The 16,952-nt window shown below is 42.3% G+C and carries 17 protein-coding genes; all 17 read left to right on the forward strand.

The annotated features are described in order from the left end of the window. The first annotated feature begins 50 nt into the window (after positions 1-50). The 17 genes from ftsA (at position 51) to J7I96_RS09015 (ending at position 16,832) form a co-directional block, all read left to right on the forward strand. Complete coding sequence (gene ftsA / locus J7I96_RS08935; protein ID WP_034313882.1) at positions 51-1,349, forward strand: cell division protein FtsA; 1,299 nt, start codon at positions 51-53, stop codon at positions 1,347-1,349. A gap of 44 nt (positions 1,350-1,393) precedes the next feature. After that, entirely contained in the window at positions 1,394-2,551 is a 1,158-nt protein-coding gene (gene ftsZ, locus J7I96_RS08940) for a cell division protein FtsZ (RefSeq protein WP_214768622.1), read from the forward strand. Positions 2,552-2,921: 370 nt separating this feature from the next. Next, entirely contained in the window at positions 2,922-3,848 is a 927-nt protein-coding gene (spoIIGA, locus tag J7I96_RS08945) for a sigma-E processing peptidase SpoIIGA (protein ID WP_214768620.1), read from the forward strand. Between the two features lie 58 nt (positions 3,849-3,906). Beyond that, on the forward strand, positions 3,907-4,626 hold the full coding sequence (sigE, locus tag J7I96_RS08950; protein WP_034313874.1) for an RNA polymerase sporulation sigma factor SigE: 720 nt from the start codon (positions 3,907-3,909) through the stop codon (positions 4,624-4,626). A 150-nt stretch (positions 4,627-4,776) separates the two neighbouring features. Continuing rightward, complete coding sequence (gene sigG, locus J7I96_RS08955) at positions 4,777-5,556, forward strand: RNA polymerase sporulation sigma factor SigG (RefSeq protein WP_034313871.1); 780 nt, start codon at positions 4,777-4,779, stop codon at positions 5,554-5,556. A gap of 228 nt (positions 5,557-5,784) precedes the next feature. Next, positions 5,785-6,054, forward strand: coding sequence for a YlmC/YmxH family sporulation protein (locus tag J7I96_RS08960; protein WP_034313870.1), 270 nt, complete (start codon positions 5,785-5,787; stop codon positions 6,052-6,054). Between the two features lie 55 nt (positions 6,055-6,109). Next, positions 6,110-6,937, forward strand: a complete 828-nt coding sequence (gene pgeF, locus J7I96_RS08965; RefSeq protein WP_214768618.1) for a peptidoglycan editing factor PgeF — start codon at positions 6,110-6,112, stop codon at positions 6,935-6,937. A gap of 2 nt (positions 6,938-6,939) precedes the next feature. Beyond that, positions 6,940-7,611 carry a YggS family pyridoxal phosphate-dependent enzyme gene (locus tag J7I96_RS08970; protein WP_214768616.1) on the forward strand — a complete coding sequence of 224 codons (672 nt, stop codon included), beginning with the start codon at positions 6,940-6,942 and terminating at the stop codon, positions 7,609-7,611. Positions 7,612-7,632: 21 nt separating this feature from the next. Beyond that, positions 7,633-8,097, forward strand: coding sequence for a cell division protein SepF (locus tag J7I96_RS08975; protein WP_034313864.1), 465 nt, complete (start codon positions 7,633-7,635; stop codon positions 8,095-8,097). Positions 8,098-8,103: 6 nt separating this feature from the next. Continuing rightward, positions 8,104-8,370: a YggT family protein gene (locus tag J7I96_RS08980; protein ID WP_034313862.1), complete on the forward strand. Its 267-nt coding sequence runs from the start codon at positions 8,104-8,106 to the stop codon at positions 8,368-8,370. A 134-nt stretch (positions 8,371-8,504) separates the two neighbouring features. Then, positions 8,505-9,278: a YlmH family RNA-binding protein gene (locus tag J7I96_RS08985; RefSeq protein WP_214768614.1), complete on the forward strand. Its 774-nt coding sequence runs from the start codon at positions 8,505-8,507 to the stop codon at positions 9,276-9,278. 85 nt (positions 9,279-9,363) lie between these two features. Then, entirely contained in the window at positions 9,364-9,879 is a 516-nt protein-coding gene (locus tag J7I96_RS08990) for a DivIVA domain-containing protein (protein WP_034313857.1), read from the forward strand. A gap of 394 nt (positions 9,880-10,273) precedes the next feature. Further along, complete coding sequence (ileS, locus tag J7I96_RS08995) at positions 10,274-13,042, forward strand: isoleucine--tRNA ligase (RefSeq protein ID WP_034313854.1); 2,769 nt, start codon at positions 10,274-10,276, stop codon at positions 13,040-13,042. 204 nt (positions 13,043-13,246) lie between these two features. Next, positions 13,247-13,717, forward strand: a complete 471-nt coding sequence (lspA, locus tag J7I96_RS09000) for a signal peptidase II (protein WP_034313851.1) — start codon at positions 13,247-13,249, stop codon at positions 13,715-13,717. Beyond that, positions 13,710-14,627: an RluA family pseudouridine synthase gene (locus J7I96_RS09005; RefSeq protein ID WP_034313849.1), complete on the forward strand. Its 918-nt coding sequence runs from the start codon at positions 13,710-13,712 to the stop codon at positions 14,625-14,627. Before lspA ends, J7I96_RS09005 begins: the two co-directional genes overlap by 8 nt. A gap of 157 nt (positions 14,628-14,784) precedes the next feature. Beyond that, positions 14,785-15,366, forward strand: coding sequence for a bifunctional pyr operon transcriptional regulator/uracil phosphoribosyltransferase PyrR (gene pyrR, locus J7I96_RS09010; protein WP_214768612.1), 582 nt, complete (start codon positions 14,785-14,787; stop codon positions 15,364-15,366). 176 nt (positions 15,367-15,542) lie between these two features. Then, on the forward strand, positions 15,543-16,832 hold the full coding sequence (locus tag J7I96_RS09015) for a solute carrier family 23 protein (protein WP_214768610.1): 1,290 nt from the start codon (positions 15,543-15,545) through the stop codon (positions 16,830-16,832). Positions 16,833-16,952: the final 120 nt, after the last annotated feature.

Here is a 16,952-nt window from a genome sequence, read left to right on the forward strand (position 1 = left end):
AAAATGTTATTCTACTAATACATGTATAAAACTGAAGGAGGTGCCATGGAATGAACAGCAACGAAATATACGTAAGTCTTGACATCGGTACATCCAGTGTAAAAGTTATCATTGGGGAAATGGTCAATGACACATTAAATATAATCGGTGTAGGAAATGTTAAATCAGAAGGGCTCAAAAAGGGTTCGATCGTCGGTATAGATGAAACCGTCCAATCCATTCAAAAGGCTATAGAGCAAGCAGAACGGATGATAGGGATGGAGATAACAAAGGTAATCGTCGGCATAAGTGGAAATCATGTGACGCTTCAGCCGTGTCATGGGGTAGTAGCGGTATCCAGTGACAATAAAGAGATTACCGAGCATGACGTTTTCCGTGTCAGGGAAGCAGCGGAGTTAATAACGATACCATCCGACAGGGAAATCATCGACGTGGTGCCGATTCACTACAAAGTTGATGAACTTGATGAAATCAGTGATCCACGGGGCATGATAGGTGTCCGGTTGGAAATGAGAGGGATATTAATCACAGGTCTTCGGACAATTTTACATAATACGCTGCGCTGTGTGGAAAGGGCAGGATTGGAAATAACCGATATCGCACTTCAGCCCTTAGCCGCAGGTTCCCTTGTTTTATCCAAGGATGAAAAAGAACTTGGTGTCGCGCTTGTCGATATTGGCGGAGGTTCCACGACCCTGGCAATTTTCGAACAAGGCTATTTACAATATACGTCTGTGATACCTATAGGCGGGGAAACACTTACGAAAGACCTTTCCATCGTTCTAAGAACGACTATGGAAGAAGCTGAGAAAATAAAAGTAAAGCATGGACATGCCTTTTATGATGACGCGTCTGAAGATGAAGTATTCCAAATACCGATCATCGGCAGCGATCAGCAACAGACCTGCAATCAGTTAATGCTTTCGGATATCATTGAAGCGCGGGTGACCGAAATATTCGAGTTGATTCAAGATGATTTGAAGAGACTTGGCTTCCAGGATATACCGGGTGGTTTCGTGTTGACCGGGGGCGTCGTCAAGATGCCGGGTGTCCTGGAGCTAGCTCAATATGTGTTCCAAAACCGAGTAAGGACAGCTGAACCCAATTACATCGGTGTTAGGGAACCCCAATACACCACGGCTGTTGGTTTGATTAAACACGCATGCAAGAAAGAGAGAATGCAAAAAAACACCGCTAATAAAACTCCTGTAGCAGCTGGACAAGCTCAAGAAGATAACGACCAGCGCAGCCAGAAGGTTTCTCAGAAAAATAAAGAGAACACGGCTAAAAAACAAGGTGAAAAAGGTGAATCTAAATTCAAAAAAATCCTGGGTTACTTTTTTGAATAACAATCATTAAGAATCGGGAATTTCGTCAAAATAGGAGGATTGTCATGTTGGAGTTTGATTCTAATCTAGAACAATTAGCAACGATAAAAGTAATAGGTGTTGGCGGCGGCGGAAACAATGCGGTAAACAGAATGATCGAGCATGGTGTACAGGGTGTTGAGTTTATTTCTGTCAATACTGACGCACAGGCTCTTAATCTATCAAAAGCAGAAATCAAAATGCAAATCGGTGGGAAGCTTACACGCGGTTTGGGTGCAGGTGCCAATCCAGAGGTAGGAAAAAAAGCAGCTGAAGAAAGCAAAGAGCAGATTGAAGAAGCGCTTAAAGGTGCCGATATGGTATTCGTAACGGCTGGAATGGGCGGCGGTACGGGAACGGGGGCAGCTCCTGTCATAGCGGGCATTGCTAAAGATCTAGGGGCCCTTACAGTGGGTGTAGTTACACGTCCATTTACTTTCGAAGGCCGAAAACGTGCAACACAGGCACAGGGCGGCATTTCATCCATGAAGGAATCGGTTGACACACTGATCGTCATTCCGAACGACCGCCTCCTTGAAATCGTCGATAAAAGCACGCCAATGCTTGAAGCATTCCGTGAAGCGGATAATGTACTTCGCCAAGGTGTACAAGGGATTTCAGATTTAATTGCTGTTCCAGGTCTTATTAACTTGGACTTTGCCGATGTGAAGACGATCATGTCCAACAAAGGTTCAGCTCTTATGGGAATCGGGATTTCCTCCGGGGAAAACCGTGCGGCGGAAGCGGCGAAAAAAGCCATTTCCAGTCCGTTGCTTGAAACATCGATTGATGGCGCCCAAGGCGTACTGATGAATATTACCGGTGGTACGAACCTAAGTCTTTTTGAAGTCCAGGAAGCGGCCGATATCGTGGCTACAGCATCCGATCAAGACGTCAACATGATTTTTGGTTCTGTTATCAATGAAAACCTTAAAGATGAAATCGTCGTTACGGTAATTGCTACAGGCTTTAACGAGGTTGAAGCTTCAATTCGGCCTACTGGACGTCCAACACTCGGACAGCAGCAGCAATCAAGACCTCAGACACAACAAACGCCACAGTCTAACGTGAAGCGTGAAGTGAAGAGGGAAGAAGTCAATGAACAGCCTTCACGTAATGCCAATCAAGGTGATGAGGCTTTGGATATTCCAACCTTCCTCCGTAACCGTAATAGACGCCGTTAATACCGACGTTATATGCCGTTCCCATTTGGGGGCGGTTTTTTGTCGTTAATAAAATGCATTCATAGACGGAATTGTGCTGGATGTTGCCTTGGCAGAAGGGAGCTTCCATCTTGTTCACTTCCATTCATTAATGTAAAAAGATGAGAGAGAAATTATTAAACTTTTATAACATAAATCGACAGAAGTAAAAGGGAGCAGGATAGTCTCTAAGACAGTATTGAAAATATCAATAGCTGATTTTCTACAAAAAGGGTAAAAATGACTGAAAAACTCTTAAGTTTTCGGTACAAAAAGTGACACACTTTCTTAGGGCAGGTACGCTATACTTTTTGCTAGTGGAAGGTTAGTTCATATAAGGAGGGGAGGGTGTTTGACTTTATATTTAGATGTGATCTGGTTATTGAATTGGTTATTTGACTGCCTCCTTTTATATTGGACCGCAATCATTCTCAAACGAAGGGTAGCTCTTTGGCGGGTGTGCATCGGCGGACTGATTGGTTCCTTCATTATCGTATTGGCATTCACTCCTTTTTATGCAATTGCCGACGGGGTATACATGAAGATTTTAGTATCCATGGTCATGGTGCTGGCAACCTTTGGGTTTAATAGGTTAAAACTTTTCGTTAAATCGGTGGCCACTTTATATTTTGTGACATTTTTATCGGGAGGAATCCTTCTGGGACTTCACTACCTATTTGAATTCCAAATCGTGTCCAAGGACCCTGGTCAATATGCCGGAATCAATCGTTTTGGCGACCCTGTCAGCTGGATATTCGTAATGATCGGGTTCCCGCTCGCCTGGCAATTTTCCAAGCGAACACTAGAAGGGATGGAAATGACTAAGCTTACACATGAACAAATGGTTTCGGTCTCGGTTAAAATTTCTGACTTTGAAGGAACGTTTCATGGATTGGTGGATAGCGGCAATCAACTATATGACCCGATTACACGCTCCCCAGTAATGATCATTTCACTTTCAGGCGCGGAAACAGGAATTCCGAATGATATGCTAGAGCTCTTTAAAAACCCCGATACCCTGATTAGTCAGGAAGTGCAGCCCGAATATTCATGGACAGGAAGAATGCGTGTCATCCCTTATAAAGTCGTAGGTCATGAACATCAGCTGTTAACCGCAATCAAACCGGATTATATTAAAATCGTTCAAGGAGAAAAAGAATTTCATGTCAAGCAGGGTCTCATTTCGTTTACCTTTCAACAACTCTCTCCCGACAATAGCTATCAATCTATCGTTCACCCGAAGATGTTAACCGGCATACCGGTGCAAACTGCCTCCTGAACCATCGATTCACTCTTAAATTTGACCCATAATCCGTTTATTAGAAGGGAGAATTATTTTGAAGAAATTCATTCTTCGGCTTACTTACTTTTGGTACAAACTATTGTTCAAGCTCGGATTGAAAACGGACGAAATATTTTATATAGGAGGGAGTGAGGCTCTGCCGCCGCCCCTTTCAAAGGAAGAAGAGGCAATACTGATCAATAAATTACCAAATGGCGATGAAGCTGCACGCTCGATCTTGATTGAACGAAATTTAAGGCTGGTTGTTTATATTGCCAGGAAATTCGAAAATACAGGCATCAACATTGAAGATTTAATCAGCATAGGTACCATAGGTTTGATTAAAGCTGTGAATACATTCAATCCTGAGAAGAAAATAAAACTGGCTACATATGCATCGAGATGCATCGAGAATGAAATATTGATGTATTTACGCAGAAATAACAAAATCCGCTCTGAAGTTTCTTTTGATGAACCTCTGAATATTGATTGGGATGGAAATGAACTTCTGTTATCCGATGTACTTGGAACGGATGATGACATTATCACGAAAGACCTAGAGGCAAACGTTGACCGTAAGTTGCTGACAAAAGCACTTACACAGTTATCGGAACGTGAAAAACAGATAATGGAACTCCGTTTTGGACTTGCAGGAGGAGAAGAAAAAACCCAAAAGGACGTTGCCGACATGCTGGGGATTTCCCAATCTTACATTTCGCGATTGGAAAAACGGATTATTAAGAGGCTTCGTAAAGAATTTAATAAAATGGTGTAAAAAAATAAAGTGCTTAAATGTCAATCAAATCAATACTTCGGTAGCGATATTGAAAAATAATCGGGATTTTCTGTTCTAGCCATGTGCATATTTTTTCCTCCCGCGGAAATACTGTTTTTTGTACAGCGCTCCTGTGAGGAGGGAATAATTTTGTCTCGTAATAAGGTTGAAATCTGCGGTGTGGATACATCAAAATTACCGGTTTTAAAGAATGAAGAAATGAGAAAACTCTTTAAAGAACTGCAAGATGGCGATATTTCAGCAAGAGAAAAACTGGTAAACGGGAATCTTCGACTCGTTCTAAGCGTCATTCAACGCTTCAACAATCGGGGAGAGTATGTAGATGATCTATTTCAGGTAGGCTGTATAGGGTTGATGAAGTCGATAGATAACTTTGACCTAGGTCAAAATGTTAAGTTTTCAACGTATGCTGTACCGATGATTATTGGAGAAATCAGAAGATATCTTCGTGACAATAATCCGATTCGGGTATCCCGTTCTTTAAGAGACATCGCTTACAAAGCTTTGCAGGTAAAAGAAAAGCTCATTAGCCAGACCCTTCGTGAGCCGACAGCTGAAGAAATCGCCAAGGTGTTGGAAGTACCTCATGAAGAAATTGTTTTTGCACTAGATGCTATACAAGATCCAGTTTCACTTTTTGAACCGATTTATAATGATGGCGGGGATCCGATTTATGTACTCGACCAACTGAGTGATGAAAAAAATAAAGATAGTACCTGGATTGATGAAATAGCTATAAATGAAGGCATGAGACGGTTGAATGACCGGGAAAAAATGATCCTTCGCAAACGGTTTTTCCAAGGGAAGACGCAAATGGAGGTAGCCGAGGAAATCGGCATTTCACAAGCACAGGTCTCCCGCTTGGAAAAAGCGGCAATCAAGCAAATGAATAAAAATATCCAACAGTAGAAGCTGAGCATGAGAAAAAGTTAGCTGAAGCGGGCAGGGCAAAAATGTCGATACCCGCTTCATAGCTACTTATCCATTGCGGCTTTTTTATTTTGTTGAAAATCCCTTCCGGAAGAGATCGTGAATCGGGGACGTTTATTTATCGTAATCTTCATCCTTGAGCGCATCTTGTCATATACATAGGAATAGGACCTTCATCTATGATGAATTTTTGAGGAGCTGAGTGATGTGACCAGGATTTCGGAATTTCAAATAAAGGATATCGTCAATATAGCGGATGGGAAGAAGTTGGGTAATATGTCAGACCTTGAAATAAATACGGCCACGGGGAAAATAGAGGCCATCGTCGTTTCAAATGGCACCCGATTGATGGGTTTTTTTGGAAGAGAACAAGACATTGTGATTCCATGGCGCAAAATAAAAAAAATCGGTGCGGATGTCATACTTGTTGAACATCAGACGGTATTTCAAGGAGAACTGAAAGATGAACGTTTTTAAAGGTGCATGGCGCAAATATATGATACACTAGACTAAAAATAAAGAGGTTTATAGCATGAAAGAGCCATTTGTTTTAATAAAAGACCAATATATGCTCATTGACAGCTGGAGACAAAAAAATCTCCAGCTCGTAGCGGGCTTCACCACAAAAAATGGGGGAGTCAGTACAGGTGATTTCCAAACATTGAATACCGGTTTTCATGTCGGGGATAAACTTGGTGATGTCCAGGGAAACCGCAGGATTATAGCCGATAAGCTGATATATCCGCTTAATGAATGGATAGGGGCCGAGCAGACACATGAAACGAATATCCATCAGGTTACCAGCCGCGATTGCGGGAGAGGTGCTGCGGATTATGATTCAGCCTTTAAAGCGACTGATGGATTTTATACGAAGGATCCAAACGTTCTATTGACCCTTTGCTTTGCAGACTGCGTGCCCTTATACTTTCTTGCTCCGGCACATGGTATGATTGGGGTGGCACATGCTGGCTGGAAGGGCACGGTTAATGGGATTGCACGAAAGATGGTTGAGGCATGGCTGAATGAGGGTATAAAAGCAAGTGAGATATTTGCTGTTATTGGACCTTCGATTTGTTCGAAATGCTATGTAGTTGATGATTATGTCATGGATTTAGTGCAGAATTTGCTGGTAGATATTGACGAAAAGCCCTATAATTTAATCAGTGAAGGACAATATCAGTTAGACCTTAAGCAACTTAATGCATTGATTCTTCAAAAATCAGGAATTCCAAATAGTCAGATCGACGTTACATCATACTGTACAAGCTGTGATCATGAATTGTTTTTTTCACATCGCCGTGATAACGGGAAGACAGGCAGATTGATGAGTTTTATCGGTTGGAAGGAGGATTTAGAGTAACAGTGAAAGTAGTGGACAATTTAAAAAACATCGAAGAAAAAATAAATATTGCATGTGAAAATAGTGGAAGGGACCGAGAAGCGATAAAGTTAATCGCAGTGACGAAATATGTTTCGGTCGAGAGAGCGAATGAAGCATTGGAAGCGGGAATACTTGATTTGGGCGAAAACCGTGACGAAGGGCTATTGGCTAAATATGAAGTGCTGAAGGACAAGCCAAACTGGCATTATATTGGTTCCATGCAAACACGGAAAGTTAAGAATGTCATCGACAAAATTTCATATATCCATTCTTTGGATCGCATTTCTTTGGCAGAAGAAATTCAAAAACGCGCAAATGAGCCGATAAACTGTTTAGTGCAGGTGAATGTATCTGGTGAGGAATCAAAACATGGTCTGAATCCAGAGGCGACTATTGATTTCATAAAAGGGTTATCTGCTTTTGATAAGGTGAATGTTGCAGGATTGATGACGATGGCTCCATTGACCGATGATGAACGGATTTTGCGGGAATGCTTCCGGAAACTGAAGGGCATCCAGGTTGAAGTACAAGCTTTGGAGTTGGAGCATGCCCCCTGTACTGAATTGTCCATGGGGATGTCCAATGATTTCATGATTGCCATTGAGGAAGGCGCCACAATGATCCGGATTGGTACAGCACTTGTAGGCGAATAATTTTAAGGAGGTACGCTATAGATGTCGTTCGTATCAAAATTTAAATCTTATTTCGCGCTGGATGATGAGTATGAGTACAGGGATGAAGTGGTGGAAGAAGAGGAGGCTGAACCAAAAGTCGTGAAGTCAGCTAAACAGCAGCAGTCCGCTTCTGCAGGGAATAATACCAATCAGAATATCGTAAGTTTGCAAAGCGTACAGAAATCTTCTAAAGTAGTATTATTGGAGCCGCGTGCTTATGCAGAAGCCCAGGAGGTAGCTGATCATTTGAAAAACAGGCGCGCAGTAGTCGTGAACCTTCAACGAATCCAGCATGACCAAGGAAAGCGAATCATCGATTTTCTAAGTGGGACTGTCTATGCAATCAGCGGGGATATCCAAAAAATCGGAACAGATATATTCTTATGTACTCCGGACAACGTCGATGTTTCCGGTAATATTACCGGCTTCGCCGCCGAAGAGGAGTACGAAGAAGCGAGGTGGTAATGGTTAATGGGTCTAGTGCTTCAGGGTTTATATTATTTAATTGAAATTTATTCAATGGCATTAATCGTTTACATATTGATGTCATGGTTCCCCAATGCAAGGGAGACATCAATCGGTCAATTTTTGGAAAAAATTTGCGAACCGTATTTAGAACCGTTCAGAAAGTTCATTCCGCCACTTGGCATGATTGATCTTTCACCTCTTGTGGCCTTGCTGGTTCTTAATTTTGCCAGCGGTTATGGAATCTATTACTTACAGACATTAATTGGATGATCAACAATTAACCTGACATGCATATTACTACACAGTCGGAACATTTTCCGCTGTGTAGTTGCAACGCAGAATGAGTTCAATCAATTCCATATGAACGACCATTAATTTGATAATTAAGGAGCATTTATTCAATCATGAGTATTTATCAGCATTTCAGGCCGGAGGAAAAAGATTTTATCGATCAGGCCATGAATTGGATTGATCAGGTTAAACATTCCTACGCTCCGAAACTATCTGATTTTCTTGATCCGCGTCAGCAGGAAATCCTTACTTCCCTAATAGGGAATGATCCGGAAGCGAAACTGCAATTCAATGGCGGGAGCGATTTCGTAGAGCGAAAACGTGTGCTCATTTACCCTGATTATTACTCTCCTGAACCATCTGATTTCAATATCTCCTTATACGATATCTCCTATCCAAAAAAATTTGTAACGCTTGAACATAGGCAAATACTTGGAACCTTGATGTCACTTGGGGTAAAACGTGAAAAATTTGGTGATATAATAGTGACGGAAGATCATATTCAATTTATAGCTGCCGAAGAGATGGATTCATATCTCACTGGAAATCTTGAGAAAATAGGTAATGCTTCCGTTTCCATCAAACGGCTTCCAATCGAGAATATCGTTCAAGTTAAGGAAAAATGGGAAGAGCAAGTAACCACCGTCAGTTCTCTTAGGCTTGACAGTGTGCTATCGGCCGTCCTGAATTTGTCCCGTCAAAAAACCCAGTCCTTGATAACGTCAGGAAAAGTAAAGGTGAATTTCAAGCAAACGGAAAACGTCTCGGAAGAATGCCGTGAGGGTGACACACTTTCCATAAGAGGTTTTGGCAGATGTAAAATAACTTCAATCGATGGGAAAACCAAGAAGGATAAGTGGAGAATCTCGTTAGGCAGACAAAAATAATTCAAGAAAAAGCAGGAATCATAAATTTATTGTCGAATATAGAGTTTTAACATACTAGAGTAGAAACCGTTCTGGAGGTGCCGTAATGCCCTTAACCCCGATAGATATACATAACAAGGAATTTAACAAAGTATTTCGAGGGTATGATGAAGATGAAGTAAATGAATTTCTCGACCAGGTCATTAAAGATTATGAACTGATTTTGAGGGAGAAGAAGGAACTTGAAGATAAACTGAACGAGACTTTCGATCGTTTGGGACATTTTACGACAATTGAGGGTACACTTAACAAGTCGATTATTGTCGCTCAGGAAGCAGCCGAAGAATTAAGGCGCAATGCCCAAAAAGAAGCGAAACTGATCATAAAGGAAGCAGAGAAAAATGCTGACAGGATCGTAAATGAGTCACTTGTGAAAGCAAGGAAAATAGCAATGGATATTGAAGATTTGAAAAAGCAATCCAAAGTATTCCGAACACGTTTCAAAATGCTTGTCGGTGCACAGCTCGATTTACTGGACAATGACGATTGGGATCATCTTCTGGATTATGAAGTGGATGCGACTGAAATAGAATTAAATGAGAGAGTGGAAGAGGAAATTTAAACGATTCCTTGACTTTGAACACTTTTTTCGCATATAATTTTTTAACAATACAATTCATTATGAAATTAGACGATGACAGGGAAAGTAAATTCTTCACACACTTATTTTTAGCGAACCGGGGATGGTGAAAGCCCGGAATAAGCGAAGATATTGAAGATCACCCTTGAGTTCTGAGTTGAACCTGCTTTTGCAGTAAGTAAATGAAGCGTTTCATTCACGTTACGAATGCTCGAGAGGTTGGATTCACTTCGTGAATCTTACTAGCCAGGGTGGTACCGCGGGAAGCAAAGCTTTCTCGTCCCTTTTTTAGGGATGAGAGGGCTTTTTATTTTGGCCGGATATCAAGTCATCGGTTCGAATGAATTTTTTTAAAAGACGGATGGAGGATATTATGATGGAATACAAAGATACCTTATTGATGCCTAAAACTGAATTTCCAATGCGGGGGAATTTGCCGAAGCGTGAACCGGAAATCCAGGAAAAATGGAAAGAAATGAACATCTATAAAAAAGTGCAAGAACAAACGGAAGGACGCCCTTTATTCATTTTGCATGATGGACCTCCATATGCCAATGGCGATATCCACATGGGCCATGCAATGAATAAGGTTTTAAAGGATTTCATTGTCCGATTTAAATCGATGAGCGGTTTTCAAGCACCGTATGTACCTGGCTGGGATACCCATGGGCTTCCAATCGAAACGGCATTGACGAAAAAAGGCGTGAAACGGAAAGAAATGAGCGTTGCCGAATTCAGAAAGCTTTGTGAAGAGTATGCTTATGGCCAGATTGACAATCAACGTGAGCAGTTTAAGAGAATAGGGGTCCGTGGTGATTGGGAAAATCCTTATATCACATTGAAGCCTGAATATGAAGCACAGCAAATCAAGGTATTCGGTGAAATGGCGAAAAAAGGCTACATTTATAAAGGGAAAAAACCTGTTTACTGGTCCCCTTCAAGTGAATCAGCGCTAGCCGAAGCTGAAATTGAATATCAAGACAAACGCTCTGCGTCGATCTATGTTGCTTTTGAAGTCACAGATGGCAAAGGTGTAATCGATGAAGGCGTCAAGATCATCATCTGGACGACAACTCCATGGACGATTCCGGCTAATCTTGGTATCTCATTGCATCCGCAATTAAATTATGTAGTGGTGGCTGTCGAAAATGAAAAATTCTTAATTGCTGAGGCACTGCTTGAATCAGTTACGGAAACATTAGGCTGGGAAAACCCGTCCATCCAAAAAACAGTAAAAGGGAGCGAGTTGGACCGGGCTGTTGCCAAACATCCTCTTTATGACCGTGAATCTTTAGTGATGTTAGGTGAGCACGTAACGACTGAAGCTGGAACGGGCTGTGTTCATACTGCGCCAGGCCATGGTGAAGATGACTTTATCATTGGGCAAAAATATGGCTTGGATGTACTTTGTCCTGTAGATGAAAAAGGGGTCATGACGGAAGAAGCAGGGGAATTTGCCGGATTATTTTATGATCAAGCGAATAAACCGATTACCGAAAAATTAACTGAAGCAGGCGCGTTATTGAACTTGACGTTCATCACGCACTCTTATCCACATGACTGGCGGACGAAGAAGCCAACGATTTTCCGTGCAACAGCACAATGGTTCGCGTCAATCAAGGACTTCCGCAATGAACTTCTGGAAGCGATTGAAGAAACGAAATGGGTACCGGCTTGGGGCGAAACGCGCCTATTCAATATGGTCCGTGACCGTGGGGATTGGTGTATTTCCCGCCAACGCGCTTGGGGCGTGCCAATTCCAGTGTTTTATGCAGAAAATGGCGAGCCGATCATAACGGATGAAACCATCGACCATATTTCAAACCTATTCCGCGAACACGGTTCAAACATCTGGTTTGAGCGTGAAGCGAAAGATCTTCTGCCTGAGGGCTATACACATGAAGGCAGCCCGAATGGTATCTTCACGAAAGAAACGGATATCATGGACGTGTGGTTCGATTCCGGTTCTTCTCATCAAGCGGTACTTGAAGAAAGAGACGACTTGCAACGCCCTGCGGACCTTTATTTAGAAGGGTCCGATCAATATCGCGGCTGGTTTAACTCATCACTTTCAACAAGCGTTGCCGTTACAGGCAAAGCACCATATAAAGGTGTACTTAGTCACGGGTTCGCATTGGATGGCGAAGGCCGTAAAATGAGTAAGTCGATTGGGAACGTTGTACTGCCATCCAAGGTCATGAATCAACTTGGAGCAGATATCTTACGCCTTTGGGTAGCTTCGGTGGATTACCAATCGGATGTCAGGGTTTCCGATCCTATTTTAAAACAAGTTTCGGAAGTTTACCGTAAGATCCGTAATACATTCCGCTTCCTGTTAGGGAACTTGGATGGATTCAATCCTAAGACCGATAAAGTGGCTGTTCAAGAATTGCCTGAAGTCGATCGATACATGCTGGTTAAATTAAATAAACTGATCAAACAGTCGAAGCTAAGTTATGAAAACTATGAGTTTGCTACCATTTATAATATGGTCAATAATTTCTGTACACAGGATTTAAGTTCGTTCTACCTTGATTATGCAAAAGACATTCTTTATTGTGAAGCACCAAATGGGAAAGAACGTATGGCCATTCAAACGGTACTTTACGAATCATTGGTCAGCTTAACCAAATTGGTATCACCGATTCTATCTCATACAGCTGATGAAGTATGGGCGTTTATTCCGGGTGTAACGGAAGAAAGTGTACAGTTGACATTGATGCCTGAAGAAATTTCCATTGATGATGCTGAAGTCATTGAAGCAAAATGGACGGCGTTCATGGATGTCCGTGATAATGTCCTGAAAGCATTGGAAGAAGCCCGTAACCAGAAGGTCATCGGAAAATCACTGAATGCTAAAGTGATGGTATATGTTAATGAAGAAACGAAAAATCTGCTTGATGGCATCAAGGAAAGCTTTGAACAGCTATTCATCGTATCCGAATTTGAAATCGCTGGAGATGTGGCAAGTGCCCCAACCGAAGCGGTTAAACTTGAGGATATAGCGATCCTTGTTACAAAAGCAGAAGGTGAAACGTGTGAGCGTTGCTGGAATGTTTCGAAGGAAGTAGGTCAAGTGGAGGATCATCCAACACTTTGCCCGCGTTGTGCTACAGTCGTGAAAGAACATTACGTGAATCAATAATTCCTGCAAAAACGCCGGTCCCTATATGAAGGGCCGGCTTTTTTGTGTGAATGAAAGCTAAAACCCAATCGGTAATTGCCTTTATTCAATCTTCCCGATATTCTTAAAGAACAGTTAGCGGACTTATGTTTTTCGGATTAGTCATTATTTCTAGTTTATGCTACAATTCAAAAGTGAAGATTTGATTAGTTTGGGGGAAAAAATGTGTTTTATTATTTGATTGCCCTTTTGGTCATAGCTCTCGATCAGCTGACAAAATGGATGATTGTGAAAAAAATGGAGTACGGAGAAAGCATTGAAATTATTGAAAACCTTCTATATATCACCTCGCATCGTAATCGTGGGGCAGCATGGGGAATTCTACAAGGTCAAATGTGGTTTTTCTACATCATCACCATCGCTGTCATTATTGGACTTGTCTATTATATTCAGAAAATGGCGAAGGAAAGCATTTTGCTTGGAGTTGCACTTGGTCTTATGCTAGGCGGTGCGATTGGTAATTTCATCGATCGTGTTGCCCGTCAGGAAGTAGTGGATTTCGTTCATACCTATATTTTCAGCTACAGTTTCCCGGTATTTAATGTTGCTGATGCTGCGCTTTCAATTGGTGTCGGACTGCTCGTGATTCATATGTTTTTAGAAGAAAAAAACGCTAAGGAGAAAGATAATGGATAAAAGGTTATACAGCATCGATGAAACACTAAAAGGAGTTAGGATTGATAAGGCCCTTTCCACTTTGAATGAGGAATGGTCTCGCACTCAGGTCCAGCAATGGATCAAGGAAGATCATGTTTTGGTAAATGGCGCGGTTATTAAGACGAATTACAAAGCTGTTCCTGGCGATACCATCGAAGTGACGATTCCAGAACTTGAGGAATTGGATGCGGTAGCAGAGGAAATGGATTTGGATATCTATTATGAAGATGCAGATGTACTCGTGGTTAATAAACCGAGCGGTATGGTCGTCCATCCGGCACCGGGACATGTATCTGGCACGCTTGTAAATGGATTGATGGCTCACTGCAAGGATCTTTCTGGAATAAATGGTGTCATGCGTCCTGGAATTGTCCATCGGATCGACAAAGATACATCAGGTCTATTGATGGTTGCCAAAAATGATATGGCACATGAGAAATTGGTACAGCAGCTTGTTGACAAAACGGTTACCCGTAAGTATCAAGCTGTAGTACATGGTGTGATCCCTCATGATTTCGGAACGATCGATGCACCGATCGGCCGCGATAAAAAAGATCGCCAAAGCATGACTGTCACAGATTCGAATGCCAAAAATGCCGTCACGCATTTCCGTGTCATCGAACGCTTCAAAGATTTCACTTTGGTGGAATGCCAGCTTGAAACGGGAAGGACACATCAAATCCGTGTTCATATGAAATACATTGGCTTCCCACTGGCGGGAGATCCGAAATATGGTCCGAAAAAGACCCTGAAATTGGATGGACAAGCGTTGCACGCCGGTCTTCTAGGTTTCATTCATCCACGTACTAATGAGTATATGGAATTCGAAGCTCCGATTCCGGAGGAGTTTGAAAATCTAATTAATCAATTACGTAGAAGTAAGGATTGACACATTCACTTTTTTGATATATTATAATAACAACTTAATAAGAACCTTTAACACAGTTCAGAGAGACTGAGAAGGAAACGGATACGCAAAGTGGGATAGTTATGCCCACGGCGATAAAATCCTCATGCCTTCTTGGCATGAGGATTTTTTTGTTGAAATGGACTTATCAGAAAAAAGAATCGGGGTGGCCGACGTGTTGAATGAGAAAGCCATAGTACTTGATGAGCAGGCCATTAGCAGAGCCTTGACGAGGATTGCCCATGAAATCATTGAGAAAAATAAGGGGATTGAGGATTGCGTCTTAATCGGGATACGTACACGCGGGATTTTCCTCGCTGACCGACTTGCGAAGCGCATCAATCAAATAGAAGGCAAGGAAATAGAGCTGGGTGAACTGGATATTACGCTTTATCGCGACGACCTTTCGAAAAAGAGCAATGATGGGGAACCCATCGTAAAAGGCTCTGACATTCCGGTCAATATCACTGACAAGAAAGTGATTTTAGTGGATGATGTTCTTTTCACAGGCAGAACCGTTAGAGCGGCAATGGATGCTTTGGTGGATTTGGGAAGACCTTCGCAGATCCAGCTTGCCGTATTAGTGGATAGGGGACATAGGGAATTGCCGATTCGCGCGGATTTCGTCGGTAAAAACGTTCCGACTTCACAATCTGAAAAAATTACTGTTACTTTAACAGAAGTAGATCAAGCAGATCAAGTTACTATATTAGAAAACTAAACACCATGAAAATTTCATATTACCCTTTTAAAGACAGTCCAGAGAGGCTGGCAAAGGGGAGTCAATCGGAAGAGCTGTGCCTATGTATAGGCATTTACCTTCTGAGAAACCCTCTTTGTATACAGCAAAGAGGGTTTTTACAGTTTTGATGGAATTTTCATGAGGGGGATACGGAAATGGAAGAAACGAAAAGGGACATCGTACTGGATGTCGAGGACGTGCCAAAGGCTGGACAGTGGATTACTTTAAGCATCCAGCATTTGTTCGCCATGTTCGGTGCAACGGTGCTCGTGCCATTCCTGGTAGGTTTAAGCCCGGCGGTAGCACTGGTTTCAAGCGGGTTGGGAACACTTTCATACTTACTGATAACGAAAGGTCAGATACCAGCTTATCTCGGTTCATCTTTCGCTTTCATTACGCCAATCATCGCGGCTAAGGCTTTGGGAGGACCGGAAGCGGCCATGATCGGCTGTTTTGCAGCAGGGTTCATATATGGGGTTGTAGCTTTGATCATCCAGAAAGTCGGTTTGCGCTGGTTAATGAATATACTTCCTCCGGTTGTGGTGGGTCCGGTGATTATCGTAATCGGATTAAGCCTTGCCGGAACGGCAGTGGACATGGCAATGTATGATCCGCAAGATAAATACAGCGTCACTTATATAATTATAGCGCTGATCACTTTAGCGGTAACCATCATCTGCAACGTGTTCTTTAAGGGATTCATTAACCTGATCCCCATTTTAATGGGAATCATAGTGGGCTACGGCTGTTCGGCTGTAGCGGGAATAATAGATTATGAACCGATCAAGGCAGCGAAATGGTGGGAAATGCCTGAATTCATGTTTCCATATGTAACCTACACACCGACCTTCTCATGGGAAGTCATTGCCATCATGGTACCGGTTGCCATCGTAACTTTATCAGAACATATCGGACATCAGATGGTACTGAGCAAAGTAGTCGGCAGAAACTTTTTGGAAAAGCCAGGTTTGCATCGCTCGATTTTAGGAGATGGCGCAGGAATCATGATTGGGTCCTTCATCGGTGGGCCGCCGCTTACTTCGTATGGTGAAAATATTGGGGTCCTGACCATGACGAAGGCGTACAGTGTCTATATCATCGGAGGGGCAGCGTTGACTGCAATCATCTTTGGCTTTAACGGTAAGATTTCAGCAGTCATCAGCTCGATACCTACAGCTGTGATGGGCGGCATTTCCATCTTGCTCTTCGGTATCATCGCCTCAAGTGGATTGAGGATGCTGATTGATAATAAGGTCGACTTTGACAAAAAAAGAAACCTGATGATAGCTTCAGTCATCCTGGTGTTAGGAATCGGAGGAGCGTTCGTGCAACTATCGGAAACGGTATCGCTTTCCGGAATGGCACTTTCAGCCATCGTCGGAATCCTTCTTAACTTGATTCTTCCTGACCGGGAAAAAATATCCGGAGATATATTTGGAAAATAAGATATTGCATCAAAACAATAGATCACCTTTTAAAAGAAGTCCAGAGAGGCTTAAAAGGGTGTTGCTGTAAAGATGAATGAGAACGGGGAAAAGTGTAAACCATTCCGTGTCCTCACAATC

Origin of the sequence: Bacillus sp. ISL-78 (assembly GCF_018613455.1) — a bacterium.
Classification (GTDB): Bacteria; Bacillota; Bacilli; order Bacillales; family DSM-1321; genus Peribacillus; species Peribacillus frigoritolerans.

Coding starts and splice junctions, on each gene's coding strand:
- ftsA (WP_034313882.1), top strand. CDS start 51: ATGAACAGCAACGAAATATACGTAAGTCTTGACATCGGTACATCCAGT.
- ftsZ (WP_214768622.1), top strand. CDS start 1,394: ATGTTGGAGTTTGATTCTAATCTAGAACAATTAGCAACGATAAAAGTA.
- pgeF (WP_214768618.1), top strand. CDS start 6,110: ATGAAAGAGCCATTTGTTTTAATAAAAGACCAATATATGCTCATTGAC.
- J7I96_RS08975 (WP_034313864.1), top strand. CDS start 7,633: ATGTCGTTCGTATCAAAATTTAAATCTTATTTCGCGCTGGATGATGAG.
- J7I96_RS08980 (WP_034313862.1), top strand. CDS start 8,104: ATGGGTCTAGTGCTTCAGGGTTTATATTATTTAATTGAAATTTATTCA.
- J7I96_RS08985 (WP_214768614.1), top strand. CDS start 8,505: ATGAGTATTTATCAGCATTTCAGGCCGGAGGAAAAAGATTTTATCGAT.
- J7I96_RS08990 (WP_034313857.1), top strand. CDS start 9,364: ATGCCCTTAACCCCGATAGATATACATAACAAGGAATTTAACAAAGTA.
- ileS (WP_034313854.1), top strand. CDS start 10,274: ATGGAATACAAAGATACCTTATTGATGCCTAAAACTGAATTTCCAATG.
- J7I96_RS09005 (WP_034313849.1), top strand. CDS start 13,710: ATGGATAAAAGGTTATACAGCATCGATGAAACACTAAAAGGAGTTAGG.
- pyrR (WP_214768612.1), top strand. CDS start 14,785: ATGGACTTATCAGAAAAAAGAATCGGGGTGGCCGACGTGTTGAATGAG.
- J7I96_RS09015 (WP_214768610.1), top strand. CDS start 15,543: ATGGAAGAAACGAAAAGGGACATCGTACTGGATGTCGAGGACGTGCCA.